The organism is Staphylococcus sp. IVB6181, assembly GCF_025561445.1.
Taxonomy (GTDB): domain Bacteria; phylum Bacillota; class Bacilli; order Staphylococcales; family Staphylococcaceae; genus Staphylococcus; species Staphylococcus simulans_B.
Genome location: NZ_CP095096.1, coordinates 766,196 through 791,649, shown reverse-complemented (window position 1 = coordinate 791,649; position 25,454 = coordinate 766,196). Strand labels below are relative to the sequence as shown.

The 25,454-nt window shown below is 37.8% G+C and carries 22 protein-coding genes, 2 pseudogenes and 1 riboswitch; of the genes and pseudogenes, 8 read left to right on the top strand and 16 right to left on the bottom strand.

Annotation, left to right across the window (positions count from 1 at the left end):
• Positions 1 to 10 precede the first annotated feature (10 nt).
• The gene (locus MUA90_RS03470) at positions 11 to 1,402 is read right to left on the bottom strand and encodes an amino acid permease (protein WP_262588358.1); all 1,392 of its coding nucleotides are present in this window, start codon (positions 1,400 to 1,402) and stop codon (positions 11 to 13) included.
• A 703-nt stretch (positions 1,403 to 2,105) separates the two neighbouring features.
• Between MUA90_RS03470 and MUA90_RS03465 the strand changes: the two genes are divergently transcribed.
• The 3 genes from MUA90_RS03465 (at position 2,106) to MUA90_RS03455 (ending at position 3,552) form a co-directional block, all read left to right on the top strand.
• Positions 2,106 to 2,948, top strand: coding sequence for a formate/nitrite transporter family protein (locus MUA90_RS03465; protein WP_262588356.1), 843 nt, complete (start codon positions 2,106 to 2,108; stop codon positions 2,946 to 2,948).
• A 71-nt stretch (positions 2,949 to 3,019) separates the two neighbouring features.
• Complete coding sequence (locus MUA90_RS03460) at positions 3,020 to 3,373, top strand: hypothetical protein (RefSeq protein ID WP_262588354.1); 354 nt, start codon at positions 3,020 to 3,022, stop codon at positions 3,371 to 3,373.
• Complete coding sequence (locus MUA90_RS03455) at positions 3,370 to 3,552, top strand: hypothetical protein (protein WP_262588353.1); 183 nt, start codon at positions 3,370 to 3,372, stop codon at positions 3,550 to 3,552. The genes MUA90_RS03460 and MUA90_RS03455 overlap by 4 nt, the downstream gene beginning before the upstream one ends.
• A 67-nt stretch (positions 3,553 to 3,619) precedes the next feature.
• Here MUA90_RS03455 and MUA90_RS03450 read toward each other — a convergent pair whose 3' ends face one another.
• The gene (locus tag MUA90_RS03450) at positions 3,620 to 3,802 is read right to left on the bottom strand and encodes a hypothetical protein (RefSeq protein WP_105993234.1); all 183 of its coding nucleotides are present in this window, start codon (positions 3,800 to 3,802) and stop codon (positions 3,620 to 3,622) included.
• A 12-nt stretch (positions 3,803 to 3,814) separates the two neighbouring features.
• Positions 3,815 to 4,453 carry an HAD family hydrolase gene (locus MUA90_RS03445; protein ID WP_262588352.1) on the bottom strand — a complete coding sequence of 213 codons (639 nt, stop codon included), beginning with the start codon at positions 4,451 to 4,453 and terminating at the stop codon, positions 3,815 to 3,817.
• A gap of 203 nt (positions 4,454 to 4,656) precedes the next feature.
• Here MUA90_RS03445 and MUA90_RS03440 point away from each other — a divergent pair, with 203 nt between their 5' ends.
• Together MUA90_RS03440 and glpT are read left to right on the top strand one after the other, a co-directional pair.
• Positions 4,657 to 5,193, top strand: a complete 537-nt coding sequence (locus tag MUA90_RS03440) for a hypothetical protein (RefSeq protein WP_262588351.1) — start codon at positions 4,657 to 4,659, stop codon at positions 5,191 to 5,193.
• Positions 5,194 to 5,322: 129 nt separating this feature from the next.
• Positions 5,323 to 6,678: a glycerol-3-phosphate transporter gene (gene glpT, locus MUA90_RS03435; RefSeq protein ID WP_262588349.1), complete on the top strand. Its 1,356-nt coding sequence runs from the start codon at positions 5,323 to 5,325 to the stop codon at positions 6,676 to 6,678.
• Positions 6,679 to 6,751: 73 nt separating this feature from the next.
• Here the strand turns inward: glpT and MUA90_RS03430 are convergent, their stop codons facing one another.
• The 9 genes and pseudogenes from MUA90_RS03430 to MUA90_RS03390 all read right to left on the bottom strand — a co-directional run bounded on the left by MUA90_RS03430 (position 6,752) and on the right by MUA90_RS03390 (position 17,532).
• The gene (locus MUA90_RS03430; protein ID WP_105993230.1) at positions 6,752 to 7,273 is read right to left on the bottom strand and encodes an SRPBCC family protein; all 522 of its coding nucleotides are present in this window, start codon (positions 7,271 to 7,273) and stop codon (positions 6,752 to 6,754) included.
• A gap of 132 nt (positions 7,274 to 7,405) precedes the next feature.
• Positions 7,406 to 8,716, bottom strand: a complete 1,311-nt coding sequence (locus MUA90_RS03425) for a Na+/H+ antiporter NhaC family protein (RefSeq protein ID WP_262588348.1) — start codon at positions 8,714 to 8,716, stop codon at positions 7,406 to 7,408.
• 69 nt (positions 8,717 to 8,785) lie between these two features.
• Positions 8,786 to 8,902: riboswitch (SAM riboswitch) on the bottom strand.
• Positions 8,903 to 8,991: 89 nt separating this feature from the next.
• Positions 8,992 to 9,603, bottom strand: a complete 612-nt coding sequence (locus MUA90_RS03420) for a flavin reductase family protein (protein ID WP_105993228.1) — start codon at positions 9,601 to 9,603, stop codon at positions 8,992 to 8,994.
• A gap of 182 nt (positions 9,604 to 9,785) precedes the next feature.
• On the bottom strand, positions 9,786 to 10,667 hold the full coding sequence (locus MUA90_RS03415; protein WP_262588347.1) for an SDR family oxidoreductase: 882 nt from the start codon (positions 10,665 to 10,667) through the stop codon (positions 9,786 to 9,788).
• Positions 10,668 to 10,737: 70 nt separating this feature from the next.
• Positions 10,738 to 11,853, bottom strand: a pseudogene (locus MUA90_RS03410) (amidohydrolase).
• Complete coding sequence (locus tag MUA90_RS03405; protein WP_262588346.1) at positions 11,846 to 13,024, bottom strand: SulP family inorganic anion transporter; 1,179 nt, start codon at positions 13,022 to 13,024, stop codon at positions 11,846 to 11,848. Before MUA90_RS03405 ends, MUA90_RS03410 begins: the two are co-directional and overlap by 8 nt.
• A 183-nt stretch (positions 13,025 to 13,207) precedes the next feature.
• Positions 13,208 to 14,449 carry an imidazolonepropionase gene (gene hutI, locus MUA90_RS03400; protein WP_262588344.1) on the bottom strand — a complete coding sequence of 414 codons (1,242 nt, stop codon included), beginning with the start codon at positions 14,447 to 14,449 and terminating at the stop codon, positions 13,208 to 13,210.
• Positions 14,442 to 16,130 carry a urocanate hydratase gene (gene hutU, locus MUA90_RS03395; protein WP_262588342.1) on the bottom strand — a complete coding sequence of 563 codons (1,689 nt, stop codon included), beginning with the start codon at positions 16,128 to 16,130 and terminating at the stop codon, positions 14,442 to 14,444. The genes hutI and hutU overlap by 8 nt, the downstream gene beginning before the upstream one ends.
• Before the next feature lie 73 nt (positions 16,131 to 16,203).
• Complete coding sequence (locus MUA90_RS03390) at positions 16,204 to 17,532, bottom strand: YjiH family protein (protein ID WP_199790655.1); 1,329 nt, start codon at positions 17,530 to 17,532, stop codon at positions 16,204 to 16,206.
• A 515-nt stretch (positions 17,533 to 18,047) separates the two neighbouring features.
• Here MUA90_RS03390 and MUA90_RS03385 point away from each other — a divergent pair.
• Complete coding sequence (locus MUA90_RS03385; protein WP_114602789.1) at positions 18,048 to 18,935, top strand: LysR family transcriptional regulator; 888 nt, start codon at positions 18,048 to 18,050, stop codon at positions 18,933 to 18,935.
• Between the two features lie 58 nt (positions 18,936 to 18,993).
• Here the strand turns inward: MUA90_RS03385 and hutG are convergent, their stop codons facing one another.
• On the bottom strand, positions 18,994 to 19,923 hold the full coding sequence (gene hutG, locus MUA90_RS03380; protein ID WP_105993221.1) for a formimidoylglutamase: 930 nt from the start codon (positions 19,921 to 19,923) through the stop codon (positions 18,994 to 18,996).
• 356 nt (positions 19,924 to 20,279) lie between these two features.
• On the opposite strand from hutG, the gene MUA90_RS03375 reads away from it, so the two are divergent.
• Positions 20,280 to 21,251 (top strand): peptidoglycan release complex CPBP-like subunit SdpC, encoded by a 972-nt coding sequence (locus MUA90_RS03375; protein WP_262588340.1) that lies wholly within the window; start codon positions 20,280 to 20,282, stop codon positions 21,249 to 21,251.
• Positions 21,252 to 21,334: 83 nt separating this feature from the next.
• Positions 21,335 to 22,888 (top strand): annotated as a pseudogene (locus MUA90_RS14050) (IS3 family transposase).
• Between the two features lie 367 nt (positions 22,889 to 23,255).
• On the opposite strand, the gene MUA90_RS03355 reads toward MUA90_RS14050, so the two are convergent.
• The 3 genes from MUA90_RS03355 to MUA90_RS03345 are packed head-to-tail and all read right to left on the bottom strand — an operon-like array spanning position 23,256 to position 25,347.
• Complete coding sequence (locus tag MUA90_RS03355) at positions 23,256 to 23,942, bottom strand: ribose 5-phosphate isomerase A (protein ID WP_105993219.1); 687 nt, start codon at positions 23,940 to 23,942, stop codon at positions 23,256 to 23,258.
• A 23-nt stretch (positions 23,943 to 23,965) separates the two neighbouring features.
• Entirely contained in the window at positions 23,966 to 24,982 is a 1,017-nt protein-coding gene (locus MUA90_RS03350) for an aldose epimerase family protein (protein WP_262588797.1), read from the bottom strand.
• 38 nt (positions 24,983 to 25,020) lie between these two features.
• Positions 25,021 to 25,347, bottom strand: a complete 327-nt coding sequence (locus MUA90_RS03345) for a YnfA family protein (RefSeq protein ID WP_114602785.1) — start codon at positions 25,345 to 25,347, stop codon at positions 25,021 to 25,023.
• Positions 25,348 to 25,454: the final 107 nt, after the last annotated feature.

Sequence of the window (25,454 nt, the reverse complement as noted above, 5' to 3'; positions counted from 1 at the left end):
CATTTTGTCATTATTCTAAATGTTGATCTTTATATGGTAATTTATGATAGCCTCTGATGAAGTAGAATGCTGTCATAAAGCCTAAGAAGATAAATCCGATAACAACAGAGATAACTGTTTCTTTATTGAATAACATACCGATTAATACCATGATTAAGAATGCGATCGTTACATAGCTTGCAGGTGCGCCGCCCGGCATAGTGAAAGAATGGCCTTGCACTTGTTCAGGGTGAAGCTTTCTGAAGCGGATGTGACTGATTAAGATCATGAACCATGGAATCATACCTGGTAAAATCGATGCACTATATACATATACGAAAATGCTGTCTGCACCTTTAATGAATAAAGGTAAAACTACGTTTAAGATAACACCGATAAAGATACCAAGTGAAATCGCAAGTACAGTGTATAAAGGTACACCGTTTTTCATAACTTTCAAGAAGAACTTAGGTAATTGTTTGTGTTGTGCTAATGTATAGATCATACGGCTGGCACTGAAGATACCTGAGTTACATCCAGACATTGCTGCTGTTAATACTACGAAGTTGATTAAACCAGCTGCAATTGTAATACCGACTTTCGCAAATGTTGCTACGAACGGGCTTCCGATGTTGCCTAATTCATCCCAAGGATAAACTGTTACGATAACAAAGATAGCACCGATGTAGAAGATTAAAATACGCCAGATAACACCGTTAACTGCTTTTTTAATGTTCTTTTGAGGATTTTTAGTTTCCCCTGCTGTAATACCGATTAATTCTACACCTTGGTAAGATCCTACTACGATTGATAATGCGAAGAAGAATCCAAGCCAACCATTAGGGAAGAATCCGCCATGCTCCCAAAGGTTAGATAAACCGATTGCATTGCCGCCGTTGCCTAATCCGAAGAAGATTAATCCAAAACCAGTAATAATCATTAAGACGATTGTGACAATTTTAATCATCGCAAACCAGAATTCAAATTCCCCGAATGCTTTAACTGATACTAAGTTCGCTGAAGCTAATAAAACAATAACGATAACGCCAGGAATCCAGTCCGGTAATTCCGGGAACCAGTAGCGCATGTATTCGCCTACTGCGATAACCTCACTCATACCAACAACAACCCATTGGAAAATGTTGCTCCAAGCTGTTAAATATCCTGCTACTGGATGAATATAGTCGCTTGCGAAGTTCGCAAATGACCCTGTAGTAGGATGCAAGTAAACCATTTCTCCCATTGCACGCATGACTAAGAATAAGAATAAGCCGACGATCAGATAAGCGAAGATAACTGATGGCCCAGTCCATTTAATTGTACTTGTCGCTCCCATGAATAGACCAACACCGATTGTACCTCCGAGTGCAATCATTTGAATCTGTCTAGAGCTTAATCCCCTGTGTAATTGAGTTTCTTCCATTAGAAAATACCCCTTCTCTTTCATAATTTCCAGGCTTAGTTTGTTCTGGTATCGATAATCAGCCCCATAATGATGTCAACCAAATCTCAGCATCCCAATTTACCAAGATTAAGAAGATTGCGAAAAATTAAACACTTTTTTCTTTTTCCTATCGATTTCTATTCTGCTAAGCCCATTGAGGCTATTATACTATAAAATTCTAAGATGAAAACATAAAAATTACACTTTTATGTATGCGCTTTCATTTATTTTTTTCTAAACGACGTAAGAAAGCAATCATCACGCATTTTAATGCATTTCGCACTCAAAATAAATATTGTATTTTTTATTAGAACTTTTACGTTTCATGGGATACATTCATTTCACAATGAACGCTGTCTATTTAAGAAATACATATTATTTGAACATTATAGCATGGAGCTTAATTTAAGCGCAATCTACATTTTTGAATTTTCTGCATAATGTTTTGTTATAACCTTTTCGAAAATGACATGAATTTAATTATACTTTAAAATGTAAGCGCTACCTTTTATATAATTTTCACTTTTCGTTCAAAAAATGAAACTTTACCAAAACTTTTATTGTGAAACCATTCACAAATTCAACGAAAGCGATTATACTATATTCATTGCAGAAGTTGAGACCACCCTCTCACCTTTAACTCAGTTAATTATTAAAGCCTAGAGCGAGGAGTTTTTTAGAAATGAACAGTGAAAAGTATATCCGTTGGGATAATGTATTTTACGGACGCAAGTGGGTTAAAGAAGTTGTAAAAACAATCCAAACTAAAGACGTCTTACAAGCTACATATTTTAAGCGGTATTTATTACGTGCCATGATGGCCGGTTTTATCATCAGTATTATCTCAGTATTTGTGTTAGCAATTAAAGCAGGGTTTGTACAAGAAGTACATACAGGAGAAATCAATACAGGCATTATCAATATTGTCGGATCGGTTGCCTTCAGTTTTGCCTTAGTCCTGATTCTCTTTACCAACTCAGAGCTTTTGACAAGTAACTTTATGTATTTCACAGTTGGTCTTTATTACAAAGTAATCAGTCCTTGGCGTGCATTCCAAATCTTCATGCTGTGCTTTATCGGTAATATGTTGGGTGCCTTAGTATTCTTTATCATCTTGCGTTTCAGTGACGTCGTCACACCGGAAATGATGAAACAGCTTGAAGTCATCTTGCATCATAAAACATTGACAGCAAGTCCGACTGAATTACTTGCTAAAGCTATCTTTGCTAACTTCTTCATCAATATCTCATTAGTTATTGCGATGCAGATTGAAGATATCTTAGCTAAAATGTTCGTTATGATGTTCGGTGTTGCTATCTTCGCATTCATGGGATACGAACACGTTGTTTATAATGCTTGCTTATTCATCGGCGGTGCAATCTATCAATCAGATGTATTGCATTTCTGGCCTGCAGTTATCAACATTGTCGCAGCCTTTATCGGCAACTATATCGGCGGCGGATTGATCATCGGTTTATTCTACGCTTACCTGAATGATCATAAGCAATTCAAAGACGAACTCTAACGTTGTGCATACGACGCACCAAGATACTATGTTATAATTTGGATGACCTTAATTGAAAGGAGACGTCAACATTGTCTAAACAATTAGTCTCACGTGCCATCCTTTATACATTTATCTTTGGTGCGTTATTCTTTTTCTTGAACAGAATGGCAAGTCATGAAACAATCTCGAATACTCTGATACTCTCTGTCGTTGCGGCAGTCGTATTCGGTGTGTGTTATATCGCATTGTTTAGTGCTTTGACTTCTCCTGCGAGAAAGATGAAAGTCGGTATCGTCTTGCCTATTACATTGATTCTAGGTATTATTATCGGACAAATTACAAATCATATGAAAATCGGAATAGGTGCTGGTCTGATAGCAGGATTGGCAATTGCCTTTTTGTGGGATTTTCTATCTAAAGATAGCAAAGGAGAATCAGAGTGAAGTTAACCTTAGTCATTATTGTTATTGTACTCCTTATCATTAATTTTATACCTAACTATATTATGTATCGTCGTTTGAAAGCACAAGGCGAACAAGCCAACCGTCGTGCTTTAATGATCGGAGTCGACGCAATTTTATTAGTTATCATTGTTGTTGGGCTTGTCTTTATGATGAAGTAAGTATTTTTTAATTCAATAGAACGAAAGAAGCTGAGCACTTGATGTATTTTCATCAAAAGCTCAGCTTTTATATTTGCCCTTTTAATATAAAATGATAGACCAAATAAGCAGAAATCAAATAAATCATAGAACCTATCATGAAAGCACGAAACCTTACATGCATAGGAATAGTTTTATTAAAAATCGGTCCTAATACCAAGTTGCCGATTGCGATAATAATCGGACCTGCTAAAAAGAAAAGTAGTAACATGTGTTCACCCGCTTAAGACTTAAAATAACGTTCTATAATTGTTTCAGCCGAAACATTCATAGCTTCTAAGTCTAACGTACTAAAGTCCATCGCTTCTGTCATCACATTTGTATTCACAATGACACCTAAGCCTGCAAGTTGAGCTGCAGTCGCGCCATTCACTGAGTCTTCAATCGCTAAACAGCTGACAGGATTCAAGTTCAACTGTTGTACAGCTGTTAAATACAAGTCAGGTGCAGGTTTGACTTCTTCAACATCTTCTCTGCCGACAATTACCGGCACACGTTCAACTAAATTCAAGTGTTCTAATGCAGGTCGGATATTATTGATACTGCTGCTGGTCGCAATGGCCATAGGAATCTGTGCTTTTTCTAACGCATCCATCAACTTTCTGATATTCTCTATCATCGGCAATGTTTTGCTCTTTTGATGGTGATCCTCATACAATTTTATAGTCGCATCTTCCCCAATCTCATCTTCTAAATAACGATGCAGGTCTAATGCTGCACCACCGATTGATTGCCGATAAAAATCTAAAGAAATCGGTGCTTTTTGATGCGCACTTAAATGTTCATTAATCACATCATATAGATGCTGTTCTGTATCGATAATAGTACCGTCAAAATCAAAAACAACTGCTCTGTATTTCATGTGTATGCCCCCTTCTATAATTAATCAACAATGATTTCATTATATTTGATAATTAAATGAAATTACAAATACATTATTTCGTCCAAAAGTCCTAGTGAAAAATTGTTTAAAGCGTGATACAATTTACAATGAATTTGAAACAGCACGTCATCCATCTATCTTTTGCCACTCAAATCTACACTAAACTTCTGGAGGAATTGTCTATGTTCATAGATAAATATGACACATTTATTATTAATATAGGGCATCTATCAACATGGCTTAAACGAAGACAATTAATGAAAGCATGCCGGCAGCTTCAAAACAGCCACGCGGTTCAAGCTGAATTCACTAAAATCAAGCAGCATCCTGTATTGAAAGTTCGAATCCCTAAATGCAACTTACCCTATTTCATCAGCTTCTTAAGTTATCACAATTATCCTATATACCAAATTTTGCCTTATGCAGAGAAAGATTTCATTTATCAATTCGCACCGAGTATCCAAGCGACAATGCACTTTAAACTGAAAGTCGACGGTTTGTCTGACATGTTTATCAAAGATAAAATCATCGATATCATGCAATATTTTAAACACCAAGAAGGTGTCAATTATGTTTTAACACCGCATCATATCGATATTTCATGTACACCGCATGTCATTGCGAAATTAATTCATGCACTTGCTACGCAGAATATTGATGTACTTGGTGCAAACTACAAACCAAGAGTTGCGCAGCATAAACATAGTACGATTTCTTAAATTAAGGTAAGCGCCTAAGACATTCTGATATGGAATGTCTTTTTATTTTGTTATATTTTAAATCCCATATTGCCTTTTTGTAAATTTAGTATTAACATTATGTTAATAATTTGTTAAGGAGGCGCTTTCATGTTTAACTTTTTAAAACCGCCGAAACCGATTGCTCCGCTTTCAAAAGACCAAGTCGATCCTACATACAAGGAACTTCGTCTTAAAGTATTTTTAGGAATCTTTATCGGTTATGCGGGGTATTATCTTTTACGCAAGAACTTCTCGCTTGCGATGCCGGATTTGATTGAACAAGGCTTCAGCAAAGGACAATTAGGTATTGCGTTATCAGCAGTTTCTATTGCCTACGGCTTCAGCAAGTTTGTTATGGGAACTGTCAGCGACCGCAGTAATGCGCGCATGTTTTTAACTTTGGGACTGATTTTAACAGCTATCGTCAACTTATTGCTTGGTTTCGTACCATTCTTTACTTCCAGCATTTTGATTATGTTCATCATGCTGTTCTTAAACGGCTGGTTCCAAGGCATGGGTTGGCCGCCATCTGGTCGAATATTAGTCCATTGGTTCAGTGTCAGCGAACGGGGAAGCAAAACTGCTATTTGGAACGTTGCCCATAACGTCGGCGGCGGTTTGATGGCTCCGATTGCGACTTGGGGTATTTCAATGACCGCTTTATATAACTTCGGTTACCTCAAAGGATTCGAAGGCGTCTTCATTTATCCCGCACTTTTAGCGATTATCATTGCGATTATTTCTTATGTATTGATTCGCGATACACCTCAATCTGAAGGTCTGCCTTCAATTGAAGCGTACCGCAATGACTATCCAACAGCATCAAGAACAACCCTCGAGACAGAATTAACTACAAAAGAAATCCTCTTCAACTATGTCCTCAACAACAAATGGATTTGGGCCATTGCATTTGCGAATATCTTTGTCTACTTCGTGAGATACGGTGTATTAGACTGGGCACCTGTCTATTTAAGCGAAGAAAAGCACTTTGATTTGAAAGCATCTGGTTGGGCTTACTTCTTGTATGAATGGGCAGGTATCCCAGGTACATTGCTTTGCGGATGGATTTCCGACAAAGTCTTTAAAGGCCGCCGCGGTCCTGCAGGCTTCTTCTTCATGCTAGGCGTAACAATTTTCGTTCTGATTTATTGGCTCAACCCGGCAGGCAATCCATGGGTAGATAATTTATCACTCGTAGCGATTGGTTTCTTAATTTACGGTCCGGTAATGTTGATCGGTCTGCAAGCATTAGACTATGTTCCGAAAAAAGCAGCCGGCACTGCAGCAGGTTTAACTGGTTTATTCGGTTATTTATTCGGAGCGGTGATGGCCAACATTGTACTCGGCTTTGTAGTAGATCACTTCGGATGGGATGTCGGCTTCATTTTATTGACTGGTATTAGTTTGCTGGCAATGCTCAGCTTCATCTTAACTTGGAATAAACGGGGGCAAGAAACAGTATAATTCCTCAAACATTTTCATATATGTATAAAAGCAGCGGTACTGAAAATTATATTTCAGTGCCGCTGCTTTTCTTTTAGAATTCTTCTTGGTTTTCTTGTATCTCTTTTAAAATTTCTTGTAGTTTAATGAACATGTTTTCAAAACCATGTGCAGTCGCATCATGATATTCTTTCTTTTGCTGTTTATATTCCAAAGTTGTCCATCTTCTTTCTTTCGGAACAACAGCAGTATATCGGAAATTCATTTGTGTCATATCCGAACCTGGTTCGCGTTCGAAGATTTCTACTTCTATCGTATCTTCTTTATCGCTCAATTCAGGCATACCGATTGTCATGACAATACGGCTTGGTGCTTCTAATTCTTGGAAGACACCTGTCACTCTGTTCTTTTTGCCGTTACGTTCATCTACAATTTCATAACGTCTGCCTTCTTCAGGAATCAAATCAATTGATTGATTTGAACGGTTAGAAGTCATAAACCAGCGTTTCATAATATCAGCATCCGTCCAAGCTTGATAAATCAACTCAGGTTGAATACGCATTAAACGTTCCAATGATATGACTACTACGTCGTTTTCAATGTTATATCTTGCCACTCTGTCGTCACCTACTTTCACACTCTCTATTATTTTAACGCATTTAAGAATATAAGCCAAAGCAATCGCGCTTACAAACATAGTAATTCACAACAAGATTACTTTAACATTTTTCAAGCGTGAAAGTAAAAGTTATTTCGCTTTTTGCTTGCTTTTGTTAAGTCTCGGCAAGTTAAAGGCAATCGCAATCAGACCGCTGATACCTAAGACAATCGGATAAATCGAATAAGGAACCAGCCTAAACGGTGAAATACCTGCGACACCAGCTGCTGCAATCACTTGCGGGCTATACGGCAGCAACCCTTGGAAACAACTGCCGAAGATATCTAAGATACTAGCAGATTTTCTTGGGTCAATATCATATTCATCCGCAATGTTCTTCGCTAATGGCCCTGCCATTAAGATAGAAATCGTATTATTCGCAGTTGAAATATCAGCAGCGCTGACTAAACCAGCAATACCGAATTCTGCCCCGCGTCTTGATTTCACTTTGCTGCGGACAAAATTCAGAAGCCAAGTGATACCGCCATAGTGTTGAATCAAGCCGATTAAGCCGCCGATCATTAAAGCGATGATTGCGATATCTTCCATACCGATCATACCTTCTGATGCTGCTTTTAAGAATCCAATCCAATTAAACGAACCATCAATCAAGCCGATAATGCCTGACAAGACAGTTCCGCCTATCAGTACGATAATGACATTAATGCCGATTAAGGCTAATATCAATACTAATAAGTAAGGAATGACTTTGATAAATTCGAAACTATAATCTTTTGTACTGCTTACCGTTGCACTGTGCGTTAAGAACCCTAAAATAATCATGGTGATAATCGCACCCGGCAAGACAATTCTGAAGTTCACTTTAAACTTATCGCTCATCCGTGTATTTTGTGTACGGACTGCAGAAATAGTTGTATCAGAAATCATAGATAAGTTATCGCCGAACATTGCCCCGCCGACCACTGTTGCCATTGCGATTGCTGCTGAAATATCTGTGGCTTCACTGATACCGAAACCAACCGGCGCAATCGCCGCAACAGTTCCGACTGATGTCCCCATTGAAATAGAGACGAACATACAAATAATAAATAAACCTACGATTAATAAGTTGCTGGGAATTAACGTCAACCCAAGGTTAACTGTTGATTTAACGCCGCCCATTTCCTCAGTTACTTTAGAAAATGCCCCGGCTAAAACGAAAATCAAGACCATTAAAATAATATTCGAATGACCTGCACCTTTAGTGAAAACTTCAACTTTATCCGCAAACTTTTGTTTACGGTTCATAACTAATGCGATAACAACCGCAATCGTAATCGCAATATTCAACGGCATCTTCGTAAAGTCGCCTGTAATAATACCGACACCTAAGAATAAACCTACGAATATAACCAAAGGAATAAGTGCCAAAGCATTCCCTTTTTGTCTTTCTTCGGACATGATTCAAACACCTCGCTCATATATTAAAAAAATCCTTTTTCCTGCTAAGAAAAAGGATACAATGCTTGTTTCTTATCTCTTAGCAATCAATTTTGCTACGGGAATTGGCACACGCGTCGCAGAAATTCTGCGATCCATGTTGCCGAGGCTTCAAAGTGCCCTTCACTCCACCTCTCTTGATAAGTACTATTTATTTTTATTTTCCGAATCTTTTTAAACCTATCATGATTGTCCGCTTTAGTCAATCGTGAAAACGAAAAAATTTAATTTTACAATTATTCTGTTGGGCGCTCTAATACAAATTCTTCGCCAAGTCTCACATAATCATTACCTGCAAGACGACCGACAGGATGCAAGGCTTTGACATCAATTTTATGCGGCTCGATATAGACTTCGTCTGCGATATGATATTGTACAACTTCGCCTAAAATCAAATCGTTGCCGACTTCATCATTGCCTAGTTCAATTACACGATCTAATTTGCATTCAAACGTAATACTTGCACCTTCGATACTCGGTACATTTACTACTTGCGAAGGAATCGTTTTAAAGTCTGTACGCTCTAATTCGTTTTCTGTACGGTCAATCGGTGCTGCAGTACTGTTAATCCCTTCAATCATTGACAGTTCAGAGATATGTACTACAAATTCTCCGGTATCAATGATATTTTGCGCTGTATCTTTGCGTACACCATTAGTACGGCCTGTCGAAATCATAATCATCGGCGGTTGGCTGCTTACCACATTAAAGAAACTAAAAGGTGCCGCATTTAAATTGCCGTCTTTATCTTGGGATGTCACAAATGCGATTGGTCTCGGCAAAACACTGCCGCTTAATAATTTATAATTTTCTCTTTGCGTTAAATCTTTCGGATTAAAATGTTTCATTGTTATCTCCTTTCTATACTTTATCTGAAGTGTCTCTATCATAAGCAACTGCTTACCAAAATGCGAATATTGTGTTTTTCATTTCACATTTACCCAGAATTTATATCACAAATGATGAAACCCCTCACTTTATTCAGCGAGGGGTCAGATTTATTGGTTACTTGCAAAATTGCATGTTTGAATCAGTTGATTTGTTTACCGCCAGTTACACCATAGACTTGGCCTGTTGTATAACTAGATTCATCTGATGCAAGCAAGACATAGGTGCTTGCAAGTTCAACTGGTTGTCCGCAGCGTCCCATCAATGAACTTTGACCGAACTCTGGAATTTTGCTTTGCGGTTGTCCGCCTGAAATTTGTAATGGTGACCAGAATGGTCCAGGTGCTACTGAATTGACACGGATACCTTTATCAATTAATTCTTTAGCAAGACTTTTCGTCAATGAAATAATGGCTGCTTTTGTAGCCGCATAATCATGCAATACTGGATTTGGATCATAACCTTGAATAGATGTTGTTGTCGTAATAGTTGCGCCTGGTTTTAAATAATCCAGTGCTTTTTGTACTGTCCAGAATAATGAGTACACATTTGTTGTAAAGGTTTGTGTGAAATCTTCTGTTTTGAAGTTTTCGAAGCCTTCGTGATATTGCTGATGTCCAGCTACAAGTGTCACATTATCTAAACCGCCGAGTTGTTCATTCGCATATTCGACTAATTCATAGTTGAAAGACTCGTTTGAAAGATCTCCTGGTTTCAGATAAACTGTACCGCCAGTATCTTCAATTACTTTTTTAACTTCTTGTGCGTCTTGTTCTTCTTTCGGATGATAGTTAATCACCACTGACGCACCTTCACGTGCATAAGCAATTGCGACAGCACGGCCGATTGCTGAATCTCCGCCAGTCACAAGTGCTTTGATACCTTCTAAGCGGCCGTGTCCTTTATAAGAAGTTTCGCCGCAATCAGGTTTTGGTTCCATATCTGCTTGAAGACCTGGCCACTCTTGTTCTTGCTTTGGAAAATCTTCATCTGAGAATTTCTTGCGCGGATCTTGTGGTGCCATTATCTATCACTCCTCGTTATTAGTCATATTAATGCTATACCACAAAATCCCTATTTCATTCATGAGCAAATTAAAATAATTTTTGAACTAAATTCGCGAGATACACAGGTGCTGTTTCTAAAATACCTTCATTCGGATTGTATTTCGGATGATGCAGATCATAATCTGATTCAGAACCGATAAAAGCAAATACACCTGGTACCGTATCACTCATTGCTGAGAAATCTTCACCGATTGTTTTCGGCTGTTTCAAATCATACACTTGATAACCCGCTTCTTGTGCAGTACTTTTCGCAACTTCTGTTAAGTCAGCATCATTCATCACTGCATTCGGCAAATGCATATAATCTAATTCGACCTTAGCATCAAACGCTTGCGCTAAACCGTCGCAAATACTTTGAAGTCTGTGTTCAACATGTGCGCGTGTTTTCGGATCAAATGTACGCACTGTCCCTTGTATTTGTGCAGTATCCGGAATCACATTCCATGTATTGCCGGCTGATACTTCTCCGATTGTCACAACTGCAGAATCAAACGCAGAGACATTACGGCTCACAATAGATTGCACACTCGTTAATAATTGTCCTAAGATAATCATCGGGTCGTTGCTTTCTTCTGGTTTAGCCGCATGGCCGCCTTTAGCTTGGATACGAATAAAGAATCGGTTTACAGCTGAAGTCATTGCACCTGCTTTAATCGAGAATTCTCCAACTTTTAACGTCGGATCATTATGGAAACCAGTCACAGCTTTGACCCCCATTAACACACCGGCATCAATCATTTGCTGCGCACCGCTGCCTAATTCTTCAGCAGCCTGGAATAAAATACGTACTCGTCCCGGCAAGTCTGCTTCTTTCTCTTTTAATATTAAAGCAGCCCCTAAAATACTTGCCATATGTATATCGTGACCGCACGCATGCATAGCGCCTTTACTTTGAGAGGTAATGTCGCTGTCGACTTGTTCTAGTATCGGCAAAGCATCGATATCTGTACGCAATGCGACAATCTCATCCCCTTGTCCGATTTCTGCGACAACTCCGGTTTCTAATGGATAATCTACCATTTTAATATCATGTGCTTTTAGAATTTCTTTTAATCGCTTTGTAGTTTAATATTCTTGGTAAGACACTTCTGGATGCTGATGAAATAAACGTCTCCACTGTTTTAATTGTTCTGTATTACTCATGTTTTATCCTTCCTTTTACTGCAAAATGTATCATGAAATAGATAAGTGTGCCTGATGCGACACCAAAAGCTAAATTATTCGTTGTTAAGGTGACTGCCATCGTGATAACAATGGTAGCTGTATTTTGTACGGGTGCTTGGCGGATGGCTTGAAGCGTTCTTCTATCAAACGTATTGAATGCAATGGATACAAGTACTGTTGCTAAAACTGCCATCGGAATTAAAGCAATCACCGGTCCTAAGACATAAATCGTCAACAACAGAAACAAAGCTGTTACCAAGGTCGCATATCGTGTTGTTGCGCCGACTTTGACATTGAATTTAGATTGTCCTACTAAGGCACTGCCGCCAAACCCTCCGACTAAACCAGCCGCTAGATTGGCAAGTCCTTGTGCTGCAGATTCTTGGTTTAAACTGCTTTTTTGATGTGTCATCACATCTAATGACTGCGCTGTCAGCAGTGATTGCAGCGTACCGACAATTGCCATCGTTATCCCATAGCCTAAAATAATCAAAAGTGCTTCGCTATGGGCAAATAAGTGAAAATCTTTGATTTGCAGTTTCGGCAAAACAACATAAATATCTGCTAAATCATGCACATACTTTAATTTCGGATGAAAAAAATGTGCAGCAATCGTTAAAATCACAATGGAAATTAAAGGTGCCGGCAAAAATGAAATCACTTTCGGCGCATATGCAATAATTAAAAATGAAATGATCGCAAAAATATATGTAGCAAAAGAGATACCGAATATATTATTAATTTGCGATGACATCAGCAGCAATGCTAAAGCATTCATAAAACCGATGACTACTGCTGTCGGAATACGCTGAATAAGCTTGCCGATATTCAAGGCACCCATCAGCAGCTGCAATAACCCCATCACAACTGAAGCACAAATCAAATAGCCGACACCGTGATGTGCAACTAAAGGTGCCGCAACCAGCGCAATACCGCTGCTGGGTCCGGTAATCATCAATGGACGGCCAGCCGTTATACTTAAGACAATCATCATGACGCCCATGCTTAACAAACCGATAGAAGGATTCATCCCCACAATAAAAGAATAAGCAATGGCACCTGGCAAGGCTGATAATGCGATCAATATACCTGCCAATACATTATCTTTGATATCGCCCTTCCATTGATTGATATAGTTCTGCCAAAACATGGTTCATCCGCCCCTTTTTCTCTATGCACTTATCTTAACATAGTTGTCAGATAATTCTTGAGACTAAAAACTGCCTTTTTGTATTGCTACCAAATTTAAAAAATAAAAAAACAGCTATATACCTGTCTGATGACAAGCATATAGCTAAAAAAATAATTTAACCTATACTAATAATACTTTGGCTTATTGCTGTACGTTAATACGATTATCGATGAATAATTTACCATCTTTATAAACGTATTCTGCATGGTTGATACCATAATGGTACGGTACATATTCATAGTTCGGTACGTTCCAGATGACGAAGTTTGCACGATCATCTTTTTCAAGTGTACCTGCATCTGCATCAATAGCTTTAGCGGCATTGACTGTTACTGCATTCCAAATTTCATTCGGTGTTAATTTTAATTTCAATGCAGCAATCGCCATCACCATTTGCAAGTTATTCGTAACGTTGCTGCCTGGGTTGAAGTCAGATGCAATCGCTACTGCACCGTTGTTTTCTAACATACCGCGTGCATCCGCATATTGATCTTTGCCTAGGTAGAATGTTGTACCTGGCAGTACCACCGCAACTGTATCGCTGTCTTTTAAGGCTTGTTTGTCTTCTTCGCTAGAAGCTACAAGGTGGTCTGCTGAAATCGCACCTTGTTCGATTGCGACACCTAAACCGCCTAACGGATCGATTTCATCTGCGTGGATTTTTACATCGAAACCTTGTTCTTTAGCCGCTTTCATATACTCGCGAGATTCATCTACTGTAAATACACCTGTTTCGCAGAAGATATCCGCAAAGTCCGCATACTCTTTAACTTCCGGTAATAAATCAATCATTTCTTGCAAGAATGCTTGATTAGATTCTGCTTCTTTTGGTACCGCGTGCGGTCCTAAGAAAGTATGTTTCATTGTAATACCATATTTATCTTCTAATTCGTGTGAAACTTTTAATTGTTTCAATTCGTTTTCTTTATCCAAACCATAACCGCTCTTGCTTTCAACTGTTAAGACACCATATGACATCATTTCACGCAATGCTTTGTCTGTTTTCTTGAACAATTCTTCTTCAGTCGCTTCGCGTGTTGCTTTCACAGTAGAAAGGATTCCGCCGCCTTGTTCAAGGATTTCAAGGTAGGATGCACCTTGTTGTTTTAATGCCATTTCATGTTCTCTTGAACCGCCGAATACAAGATGCGTATGTGCATCTACAAGTGAAGGAGAAACGACTTTGCCCGTCGCATCAACCGTTTCTTTCCCTTCATACAAATCAGTATGTTCACCTGCATAAACAACTTTACCGTCATTTACAACTAATGTAGCATTTTCTATTACATTCAAATCATTCAATTCTTTGCCTTTTAACGGTTTATCCGTCTTTTTAGGTAAAATTAATTGTGCAATATTTTGGATAACAACATCATTACTCATTAGAATCTTGCTCCTTTAACATTGGAATATCGACACCTTTTTCTTTCGCAGTATCAATCGCAATATCGTAACCTGCATCAGCATGTCTTACTACACCCATACCCGGATCTGATGTAAGTACACGTCCTAAGCGTGCGTCTGCACGTTCTGAACCATCTGCGACAACGACCATACCGGCATGTAATGAATAACCCATACCTACACCGCCGCCATGGTGCACTGAAATCCATGAACCGCCTGCAGCTGTATTCACTAATGCGTTTAAGATTGCCCAGTCGCCCACTGCTTCTGATCCGTCTTTCATTGATTCTGTTTCACGGTTAGGTGAAGCCACTGAACCAGAGTCTAAGTGGTCGCGTCCGATAACAATCGGTGCTGAGATTTCGCCTGTACGTACTAATTCGTTAAGTTTCAAGCCCATTTTTGCACGGTCGCCATAACCTAACCATGCGATACGAGATGGTAAACCTTGGAATGCGATTTTCTCGCTTGCCATATCTAACCAGCGCAATAACTTCTCATCTTCAGGGAACAGTTCGCGCATTGCTTTATCTGCAACTTCGATATCTTTAGGGTCGCCGCTTAATGCTGCGAAACGGAAAGGCCCTTTACCTTCACAGAATAATGGTCGGATATATGCAGGTACGAAACCTGGGAAATCGAAGGCATTGTCTAAACCTTCATCAAATGCCACTTGGCGGATGTTATTACCATAGTCGAATGCGACTGCACCGCGTTTTTGGAATTTTAACATCGCTTCAACATGTTTTTTCATTGACTGTTTAGAAAGTACCACGTAGCGTTCAGGATCTTGTTCGCGTAATTCTTCAGCTTCTTCTAAAGAATAACCTTCAGGAACATAACCGTTTAACGGGTCATGCGCTGATGTTTGGTCTGTTACGATATCAATTTTGAAATCACGTTTTAAAATTTCATGGTGTACTTCAGCCGCATTGCCGACTAAACCGATTGCTAGTGCTTCGCCTGCTTCTTTAGCTGCTTGTGCTTTTTCTAAAGCATCATCTAAAGAATCAGTGATAATGTCGCAATAACGTGTATCGATACGTTTCTCGATACGAGACGGGTCAACATCTACCCCGATGACTACACCCTCGTTCATAGTAACAGCTAATGGCTGCGCACCGCCCATGCCGCCTAAACCTGCTGTTAATGTGATTGTACCTTTTAATGAACCGTTGTAATGCTGATTCGCAAGTTCCGCAAATGTTTCGTAAGTCCCTTGTACAATCCCTTGAGAGCCGATGTAAATCCAGCTTCCAGCAGTCATTTGGCCATACATCATCAAGCCTTTTTTATCTAATTCATGGAAGTGTTCCCAATTAGCCCATTTAGGTACTAATACAGAGTTAGATAATAATACACGCGGTGCTTCTTCATGTGTTTTAAAGACTGCGACAGGTTTACCTGATTGTACTAACATTGTTTCGTCGCTTTCTAAACGGCGCAATGTATCTACAATTGCATCAAATGCTTCCCAGTTGCGTGCTGCTTTACCAATACCGCCGTACACGACTAACTTTTCAGGATGTTCTGCGACTTCTGGATCTAGGTTGTTGTATAACATTCGAAGTACTGCTTCTTGTTCCCATCCTTTACATTCGATTTCTAAACCTTTTTTAGCGCGGATTTGTCTGCCTTGTTCTGTTACATCTTTAGTCATAATAAATCTCTCCTTTGTTTAATTATGAAATTTAAAACTTGAAATTACCCCTTGGTCCATTGTTTGCTTAACTTTAATTCCCGAAGATAAGCAATGCAAATGGAATTGCGATCAATAATGTTAATGCCACACGGATGAACCAAATCAATGCCAATTTCCAAATCGGAATCTTGATATCCGTAGCAAGAATACATGGTACTAATGCTGAGAAGAAGATAATTGCTGAAATACTAGTAATTGCAGTTACCAGCTTCACTGCCATTGTCGACTTCACAACTAATAATGAAGGTAAGAACATTTCAATCAATGAAATTGCTGATGCTTTCGCAAGCAATGGTTTATCTGCTATCGGGAAGATATAGATAAACGGATAGAAAATGTAACTTAACCAATCAATAATCGGTGTGAAGTTAGCTAAAATCAATCCGAAGAATCCGATAGATAAAATAGATGGTAAAATCGCCATCGTCATTTCTAATCCATCTTTAACGTTCACCCAGATATTCTTTAATAATGGTAAAGAATCATGAGATTGACGTTTCGCTTCATCATATGCAGCGACAATGCGGTTCCCCTCAACTTCAACTTCTTTTTGTCCTTCTTGACCTTGATAATATTCTTCCGACTCATTGCGAATCGGAGGCAAGTGTGCTGAAATTGCTGTAACTACAAATGTTATGACTAAGGTACTCCAGAAGAATAAGTTCCAGTGTCCCATTAAATCTAATGTATTTGCGACAATTACCATAAATGTTGCTGAAACAGTTGAGAATCCTGTTGCGATAATCACTGCTTCTTTTTTGTTGTACATGCCGTCTTTATAAACACGGTTAGTAATCAATAATCCGAGTGAATAACTTCCTACGAAAGAAGCTACCGCATCGACTGCTGATTTGCCTGGTGTCTTAAAGACAGGTCGCATAATCGGCTGCATAATGACACCGATGTATTCCAATAAGCCGTAGCCGACTAGTAATGACAATGCGACTGCACCGACCGGAATCAAAATACTTAATGGTGTTAATAATTTATCGAATAAAAATGGGCCGTAATTCGGATTGAATAATAATCCTGGTCCAATCTTAAATACATACATGATACCGATCACTGCCCCAACGACTTTAAAGAGTACAATGATAAAGTCAGTTACTGACTTTTTAAAATCTTGTCGAATTACAGGCAAGCCTGCTCCGGCAAGAATTAATAGTAATGCCACATAAGGCATTGCTGGTCCAAGTGCTGCGCGAATCCATAAATGAACGTGGTCGACAATAATCGTGTTTGTGCCGTTAATTGTCACCGGTACGAAGAAACACAGAATCCCGATAATACTGAAAACGTAAAACCGCCACATTTTTACCCCTGTGATTTTGTTCGGCTTTCCGTCGGGCTGGAATTCCATCTCTCCAGATAACAAATTTGCTTCAGTTTTCATACTTGGTACACCCCTTTGTTTAACAAGTACATCAAAGCTGTTTTGATTCTGACTAGATCTCGATGACTTAAGCTTCGTATCATACCGTTCTCATTTTTATGAAGTTTTTGTAAAATTGCGACAATTGATTGACGATGTCCCCTTCACCATTTAATTGCCGCCCCTTTGTTTGAATGAAAGTCCTCCTTCAATAAACTCGCAAGTTAAACACTTCTCATCATGCTATAATAAATTAAGTGTTCAAGAAATTGTTAAATGATTAATCGAATATTTACCATTTCTTGAAAATTCTAAATATTCTATGTCAAAAAAATAACAACAAAAATTGTTGAGGAATAACTTGCATTACACATTAAGTATAAGGGGTCATTGCTATAAACTTCAAATATAAATAAACTAACTACTCATAGCTTGAAGCTATAAATGTGTAGGAATGCTTTAACTTCAATGGTTTTCGAAATCTTAAACAAGGGGATGAGACGTTGAAAATATTACAATTAGAGTATTTTTTAGCTGTGGTTAAGTACAATAGTTTTACCAAAGCTGCACAATTTTTACATATCAGTCAGCCTTCCTTAACTACTGCGATTAAAAAAATAGAAAGTGATTTAGGCTATTTATTGTTTATCAGAACCACAAAAGAATTGAAAATCACTGAAAAAGGGATTCAATTTTATAAGTATGCTAAAGATTTAGTCGATACGTACCACCGGACTTTAGATCAAATGTATGACTTGAATATCAGTGATGAACCGCGCATTAAACTTTCAATCTTAGAATCTACCAGTGCATGGATGGCAATGGTCATTCAGCATCACCACTTAAAATTCAATAATCAGCGCTACCAGATTGTCGAGCAGCACAGTTTGCGCCATATTATTTCAAGCTTGCTGAACTTCGATGTTCAATTTGCTTTATCCAACGAAGAAATTCAACGAGAAGGCATTACCTCGGTACCACTGTATCAAGAACCATATGTATTGATTACTCCTAAAGATGAATTTACAAATAGACAGCGTGTCAAAGCAGAAACTTTGCAGCATTTGCCGCTTATTCTGCCTAACCGGCAATATCAAGTCAGAAAGCACGTTGATGAATACTTTAAGCATATGAATATTCACCCGAACATTATATTAGAAGTGGATCGTTTTGAAACCGCGACCACATTAGTACATCGCGGTTTAGGGCACACTATTATCCCCCGCTTCTACTACCAATCCTTTTCTGCCAACGATTTAAATGCTGTCAAACTGCAGCCGGGAATCGAACGTACACTGTACATTAATTATATCGACCATCGTAAATTATCAGAACCTGCCAATGCACTGATTAATGAATGCATCAATTATTGGAAAACGGAAAAGCCATAAAGCAAAAGAAACGGATACTTCCAACAAAATGGAGGTATCCGTTTCTGCTTTCGATTGATTAATGAATAAAGTTATGCAAGAACAAGGCAACCAGTTTGGCAGTACGATTATCCACATCATGCAGCGGATTCGTTTCTGCGACACTGACTGATACTAATTTCTCATGTCCGACTATACGTCTCGTCAATTCTAAAATGATATGCGGTGTGAGACCGTTCACAGCAGGTGCACTGACACCCGGTGCAAATGCACTGTCTACAACATCCATACAAATTGTCAGCATGATAATGTCATGTCTGTTGATAAAATGGTCGACTTTATCTTTGATAGTCGGTGATATTTCATGCAGAATTTCATCTACCGTCACAAATTCAACACCGCGCTGTTCTGCGTAATCAAATAAATGCTTCGTATTGCTGGCAGGTTGAATACCTAATACGAAGTAATTCGCATTATCATCGCCTTCTAAAATCTGTCTGAAACTTGTACCTGATGTAGAAGATTCTGCTTCTCTTGTATCAAAGTGCGCATCAATATTAATGACACCGATAGATTCATTCGGATAGGCTTTGCGCATCGCAAGATATTGTGCATAAGCAATATCATGACCGCCGCCGATTAACAATGAATAAGAATGATTGTTAAACATTTGTGCTGCTAAATCCGCATACTCTTCTTGTGTATCGATTAAATGATCGTGGTCATGATAAACATTGCCGTAATCATAAACTGGACATGGTGTTAGCACAGACAAGTTAGCGAATGCTTTACGGATTGCATCCGGTCCTTCTTGTGCACCTACACGGCCGTTGTTCAGTTCTACCCCTTTGTCTACAGCGTAGCCTAAAATACCTGTACCTTCTTTTTTATCCAATTTTGTTTCATTGATATCTTTTAGTTCAATAGTTTGGAAATGTCTAAATTGTGTTTCATCCGATTCACTATCTACTCTGCCTGTCCATAAATCTTTGTTGGCTTGCTTATACATCTCACAACATCCTCCTTAAAGTTGTCATATGCCAGCATGCAATTTATATATGCATACTAAACATTGCATGTGCTTTTTACATACCCCTTTCTTAAAAATATTAAAACGCTTTCACTTAAGATTATCGCATGCAACCTTTACAATGATATTTCATTTATGAGTCATTTCAGGGGAAGTAATTTATTTCTTTATTATGGAGATGTATAATACTATTAGGTTATTATGTATGTCCATACGATTAATAAGAATTAAGATACGCAATACATAATAAGGGTTCACGTAAAACCATATGTATTATATGATAGTAGTTTAATTACAACTGTATGGATATTGCCGTAATTATTGGAGGTTTCTCAATGAACACGAAACGCATATCTGGTTTCCAATGGGCTATGACAATTTTCGTCTTTTATGTACTCGCATATGCGCTCCCATTGATCCTGAAAGATTTTCAAGGCCAAGTACCATTTAAACGCTTTGTCTTCGACTTAAGCACACTTGCGCCATTTATCGCAGCTGTGATCTGCTTAATTGTATTTAGAAATAAACGTGCACAAATTGCCGGTTTAAAACTCTCAATCAGTTTTAAAGTCATTGAGAGAATATTATTAGCCGCAATATTGCCGTCAGTAATTTGTATTATTTGTATGTATGCCTTTAATACATACGCGGACAGCTTTATTATTTTACAATCTAAAAACTTATCTGTGTCAGTCATTTCTATTCTGATTGGACATATTATAATGGCATTCTTTGTAGAGTTCGGTTTTCGTTCTTATTTGCAAAATGTGGTAGAAAATAAAACCAACACATTGTTTGCCTCTATTATCGTAGGTATTTTATATGCACTATGGAGTGCAAATGCTTCATTCAGTATGGAATATACACTCTATAACTTGCTTTATCATTTTGCTTTCTCAATGATTATCGGTGAGTTGATTAGAGGTACTAAAGGCCGTACGATTTATATCGCAGTAGTCTTCCATGCCATTATGTCATTTGGACTTGTCTTCTTCTTCAGCGAAGAATTAGGCGATGTCTTCTCAATGAAAGTCATTGCTTTAAGTACGACACTTGTCGGCGCAATCTTCATTATACTGAGTCTGATTATCAGAGCATGTTTCTATTTCTTCACCAAAGATACCCTTGAAGAAGTAGAACCGAATAACTACTTCGATTATCCGAAACATGAAGACGAAACAGATGCAGACGCACCTGTTACAGAAACAAAAGAAGATGACATACATCCTGAAGACAAGAACATTAACGATACAGATACACACAACGAATTAAAGGATACAAAAGAAGATAGAGAACATAAAGAATAAGTTAAAGAAAGCGCACTGGCAATACTGATATGCTCCCCCTATAGTAGACACTAAAAAAACAAAACTATAGGGGGAGCATTCTTATGTCTAAATATCTCGAAAGTGACATTAAATTATTTCTCTTAACATTTAGTTTAATAGATGAAGGTTATAGTTGTAATGAAGCTATAGAAAAGAGTGGTATAGAATTAAATCGTAAACAGGTGATGTTTAAATATCACCAATATAAAGTACATGGCGTTGAGGTACTATTACCAAAGAAAAGCAATAATACTTATAGTAAAGCATTTAAAGAAACAATTGTTCAGGAATACTTAACTGAAGGTGTTTCTGCTGTTGATTTAGCAATAAAATATAATATTCCAGCATATTCTACTGTTAGGGATTGGATAAAACGATATACTTTAGGAAAAGAGAATGTTTCATATTCTCCATTACTAGGGGGTGTATTCAATGAAAGCGAGAAAAACAACGTTCGAAGAACGTGTAGAAATAGTAGAAGCATGTATTGAGTCAGAAAACGATTATAAGAAAACAGCTTTAAAATATAATGTTATTTATGGCCAAGTATATAGTTGGGTTAAAAAATATGAACAATTTGGAAGTGCCGGTCTTGTAGACGGAAGAGGTAAAGGTAAGCCAACTCAGACAATGACTGATGAAGAACAAGCATTAGCTAAAACAAAAGCTCTTGAAGAAAGAATCAAATACTTAGAAATGGAAAACAAGATTTTAAAAAAGTTGAAGGAGAAAGAAAGAGAGCTGATCAATCGCCGTTTAGACAAATAGTTGAGTACCTTGTAATAGAAGACTTAAAAAATGAATATCCAATAACTCTGTTATGTAAGGTGGTTGGAATTTCTAGAGCCAGTTATTATAAGTGGAGAAAGAGAAGAGAATTTAAAACACAGCGTGAAATTGAAGATGAAATATTAATGAAAGAAATCTTGTGGATTTTCAATAAATACAACGGTATATATGGTTATCGTCGTATTCGTATATATATCTGTTTAAGACTGGATAAAAAAGTAAGTCGTAAACGAGTATATCGTTTAATGAAAAAATTAGGTCTAAAATCTTGCATACGTGCTGCAAGAAAAAGATATAGACCCTCAACACCTACTATTACTGCCGAGAATTTATTAGATAGAGAATTTAGTGAAACGGAAGCTAACAAAAAATGGGTAACAGATGTGACAGAACTTATTTTAGAAAATGGAAGGAAATTTTATTTAAGCGCTATCAGAGATCTCGGAACAGGTAAAATTGTAAGCTATGATATAAGTTACTCAAATAACAATCAGCTGGTTTTTAATACTTTCAATAAAGCGTTAAAGAAAGTGAAAAATATAAGCGGCTTAATACTACATAGCGACAGAGGTTTTCAATATACAAGCAAACATTTTAAATTCTTGCTCGATGAGCAAGGTGTTATTCAAAGCATGTCACGAGTCGGACGATGCATAGATAATAGTCCAATGGAATCATTTTGGGGAATAATGAAATCAGAAATTTATCGCGGTAATAGACATTATAAATTCAAGGATATAAAAACTGCACGCTCGCAGTTTAAAGAATACATTGATTTTTACAACAATGAGAGAATTACTTTGGAAATGGAAAGATTAATTGCTTAACTTCTAACTAATGTCTACCCTAAATAATCTGGTAAAAGAAGTAGTGTGCGTAGCGCACCACTTTTTTACCAGATCAAGCAAACGATAGTGCGCTAGGAGAATAAAAAAACTGTACAAACGAGATTTATCAACTCATTTGTACAGTAACTTAAAATTTGTTTATCAGATTCCCAATAAATTATTTTTTGTTTTTTTCCTGTCTACTTGACAGGGAGCAGTTCATACGGTCATTTGACTGTTAGCCAGTGCGCTTCTTATTTTAACTCTACATCAAATTCACCTGATGCAAAAAATTCGATTGAGAAATAACCAATCAGTTATCTCATCAACCGAATTTATTAAAGAGCCTTTATTTTATCTATGTTATTTACGCTTTATCGATAATTTCTACACCTTGCTGCTTGCCTACTATGACACGATCTGCAAGATCTAAGAAGTATCCAGTTTCTAATACACCTGTTAAGTTGATTAAATAGTTATGCATATCGTATGGATCTGTGTTCGGCGGTAATTCTATATCTAAAATATAGTTGCCGTTATCTGTCACGAACGTAATGTCTTCAACATTTCGGCGTGTCACTTTCGCTTTCGTTTGTGCTTCGATTTTCTTTGCGACAAGCATCCAATTGAAGCGATCGACTTCAACCGGCAATTTAAACGTTTGGCCTAAATAATCTACTTGTTTCGTTTCATCAGCAATAACCACAAAACGTTCAGCCATTTCATCAATTACTTTTTCTCGAAACAATGCGCCGCCTCCGCCTTTAATAAGATTCAAATCAGGATCGAACTCATCAGCACCGTCGATTGCGACATCGATATGATCCACATCATTTACATCTACAATCGTAATTCCTAATTCTTTCGCAGCTAATCCTGTTTTATTGGATGTACAAACACCTGTAATCTTTGTGGTCCCATCTTCCAGCAGCGCTGCAATATGCGGTAATAATAATTCAATCGTACTGCCTGTACCAATGCCTACAACCATACCATCTTTAATTTCTGATACTGCATCTTTTACTGTTTGTAATTTTAACTCTCTAACATCCATGCTGAATACTCCTTGTCATCGTATTACTCTGATTTTTCTATGATTTGATACGTTGTTTTAGAGAAGAAAGCATCGCCTTTGCGTAAAATCGAGGGTGCTTCTTCCCCTAACAAGTTGATATCATTCGGCAAGCTTTGCGCTTCCAAAGTAAAACCTGAGTGGGGTTTATATATATTCATATCGCTATCCCAGTTGTTTGTTTCATTAAACGTAAAGACTACCACATTCGGCATATCCGTCTCCATTTTCAACAAAAATTGTTTGTTTTCAACAATCAGTTTATCACCGATTGTAAACGGATGATCTAATCCTTGATACTTTTCGATTTGTGCGTGCAAAGGTGTCTCCTCGTTATCGAAGATTTCTTTGAAACTGATGGGTTGATGATCAGATAATGCATTTAAATCTACAACATCATCGACACTCGGCAAGTTTTTATCATTCAAGAGATGCACTTTCAAATCTGAACTTGATAAATAATGATTATCTATTTCTTTATTATCCCGATTCAAGTTGAAATAGACATGATTCGTTGGATTAAATAAAGTTGTTTCTGTTGCTTCTGCAGCATATTCAATCGTCCATCTATTGTCGATATCATACGTATGTATTATCTTTACTTTAATATCTCCAGGGTAATGGTCTTCTGCTGCTTTAAGTGTCGTAGTGAAAATAATTTGGATAAATCCGCCATTATCATCTTTAATTTCATAGTCGAAGAAATGTCGGTTCATTCCTTGCGGACCGCCATGCAAATGGTGCGGCGGGTCATTTTGTTCTAATTGATATGATTGGCCGTCAAGTTCAAATCGTCCCTCTTCAATACGGCCGCCGTAGCGTCCTACACTCGCACCGAAGTAAAATGGATTTTCAAAATAAAACTCATCCGCTTCTACCACATTACCGAGTACAATATTATTATCCTCATATTTCCAAGACACAATACGTGCTCCATAGTTTGAAAAGACAATTTTTGCGCGATCATTGTCAATTTTAATTAAATCTAAACCGTTTCTTTGGTGCTCCACTTCTGTAAACATCATTTCAATACACCCTTTCCTCGTTGATTCAGCCAGAATCAACCTCTGTCAGGCAGCAACATAATCAAGACACCGATGATACATACAATGCCTCCTATGACATCATACTTATCCGGTACTTGTTTATCAAAAACGTACCCCCATATTATACTCATGACGATAAATACACCGCCATATGCCGCATATACTCGGCTGAATGTCGGAAATGCTTGGAATGTTGCGATGATCCCATATGCAATTAAAAGGATACCTCCAAGCAACCCCAGTAACGGTGATTGCGCATCTCTTAACCACAACCAAATCAAATAACCGCCGCCGATTTCACACAGCCCTGCTAAAATAAAAATTACGATTGGATACATCATATTTGGATTGCCACCTATATATCTATATTACTTTCCTTACTCTATATTTTAACAATAAGGCGCACGCTTTACTAGATGGAAAAGGAGTAAAGGTGCGCCATTTATAA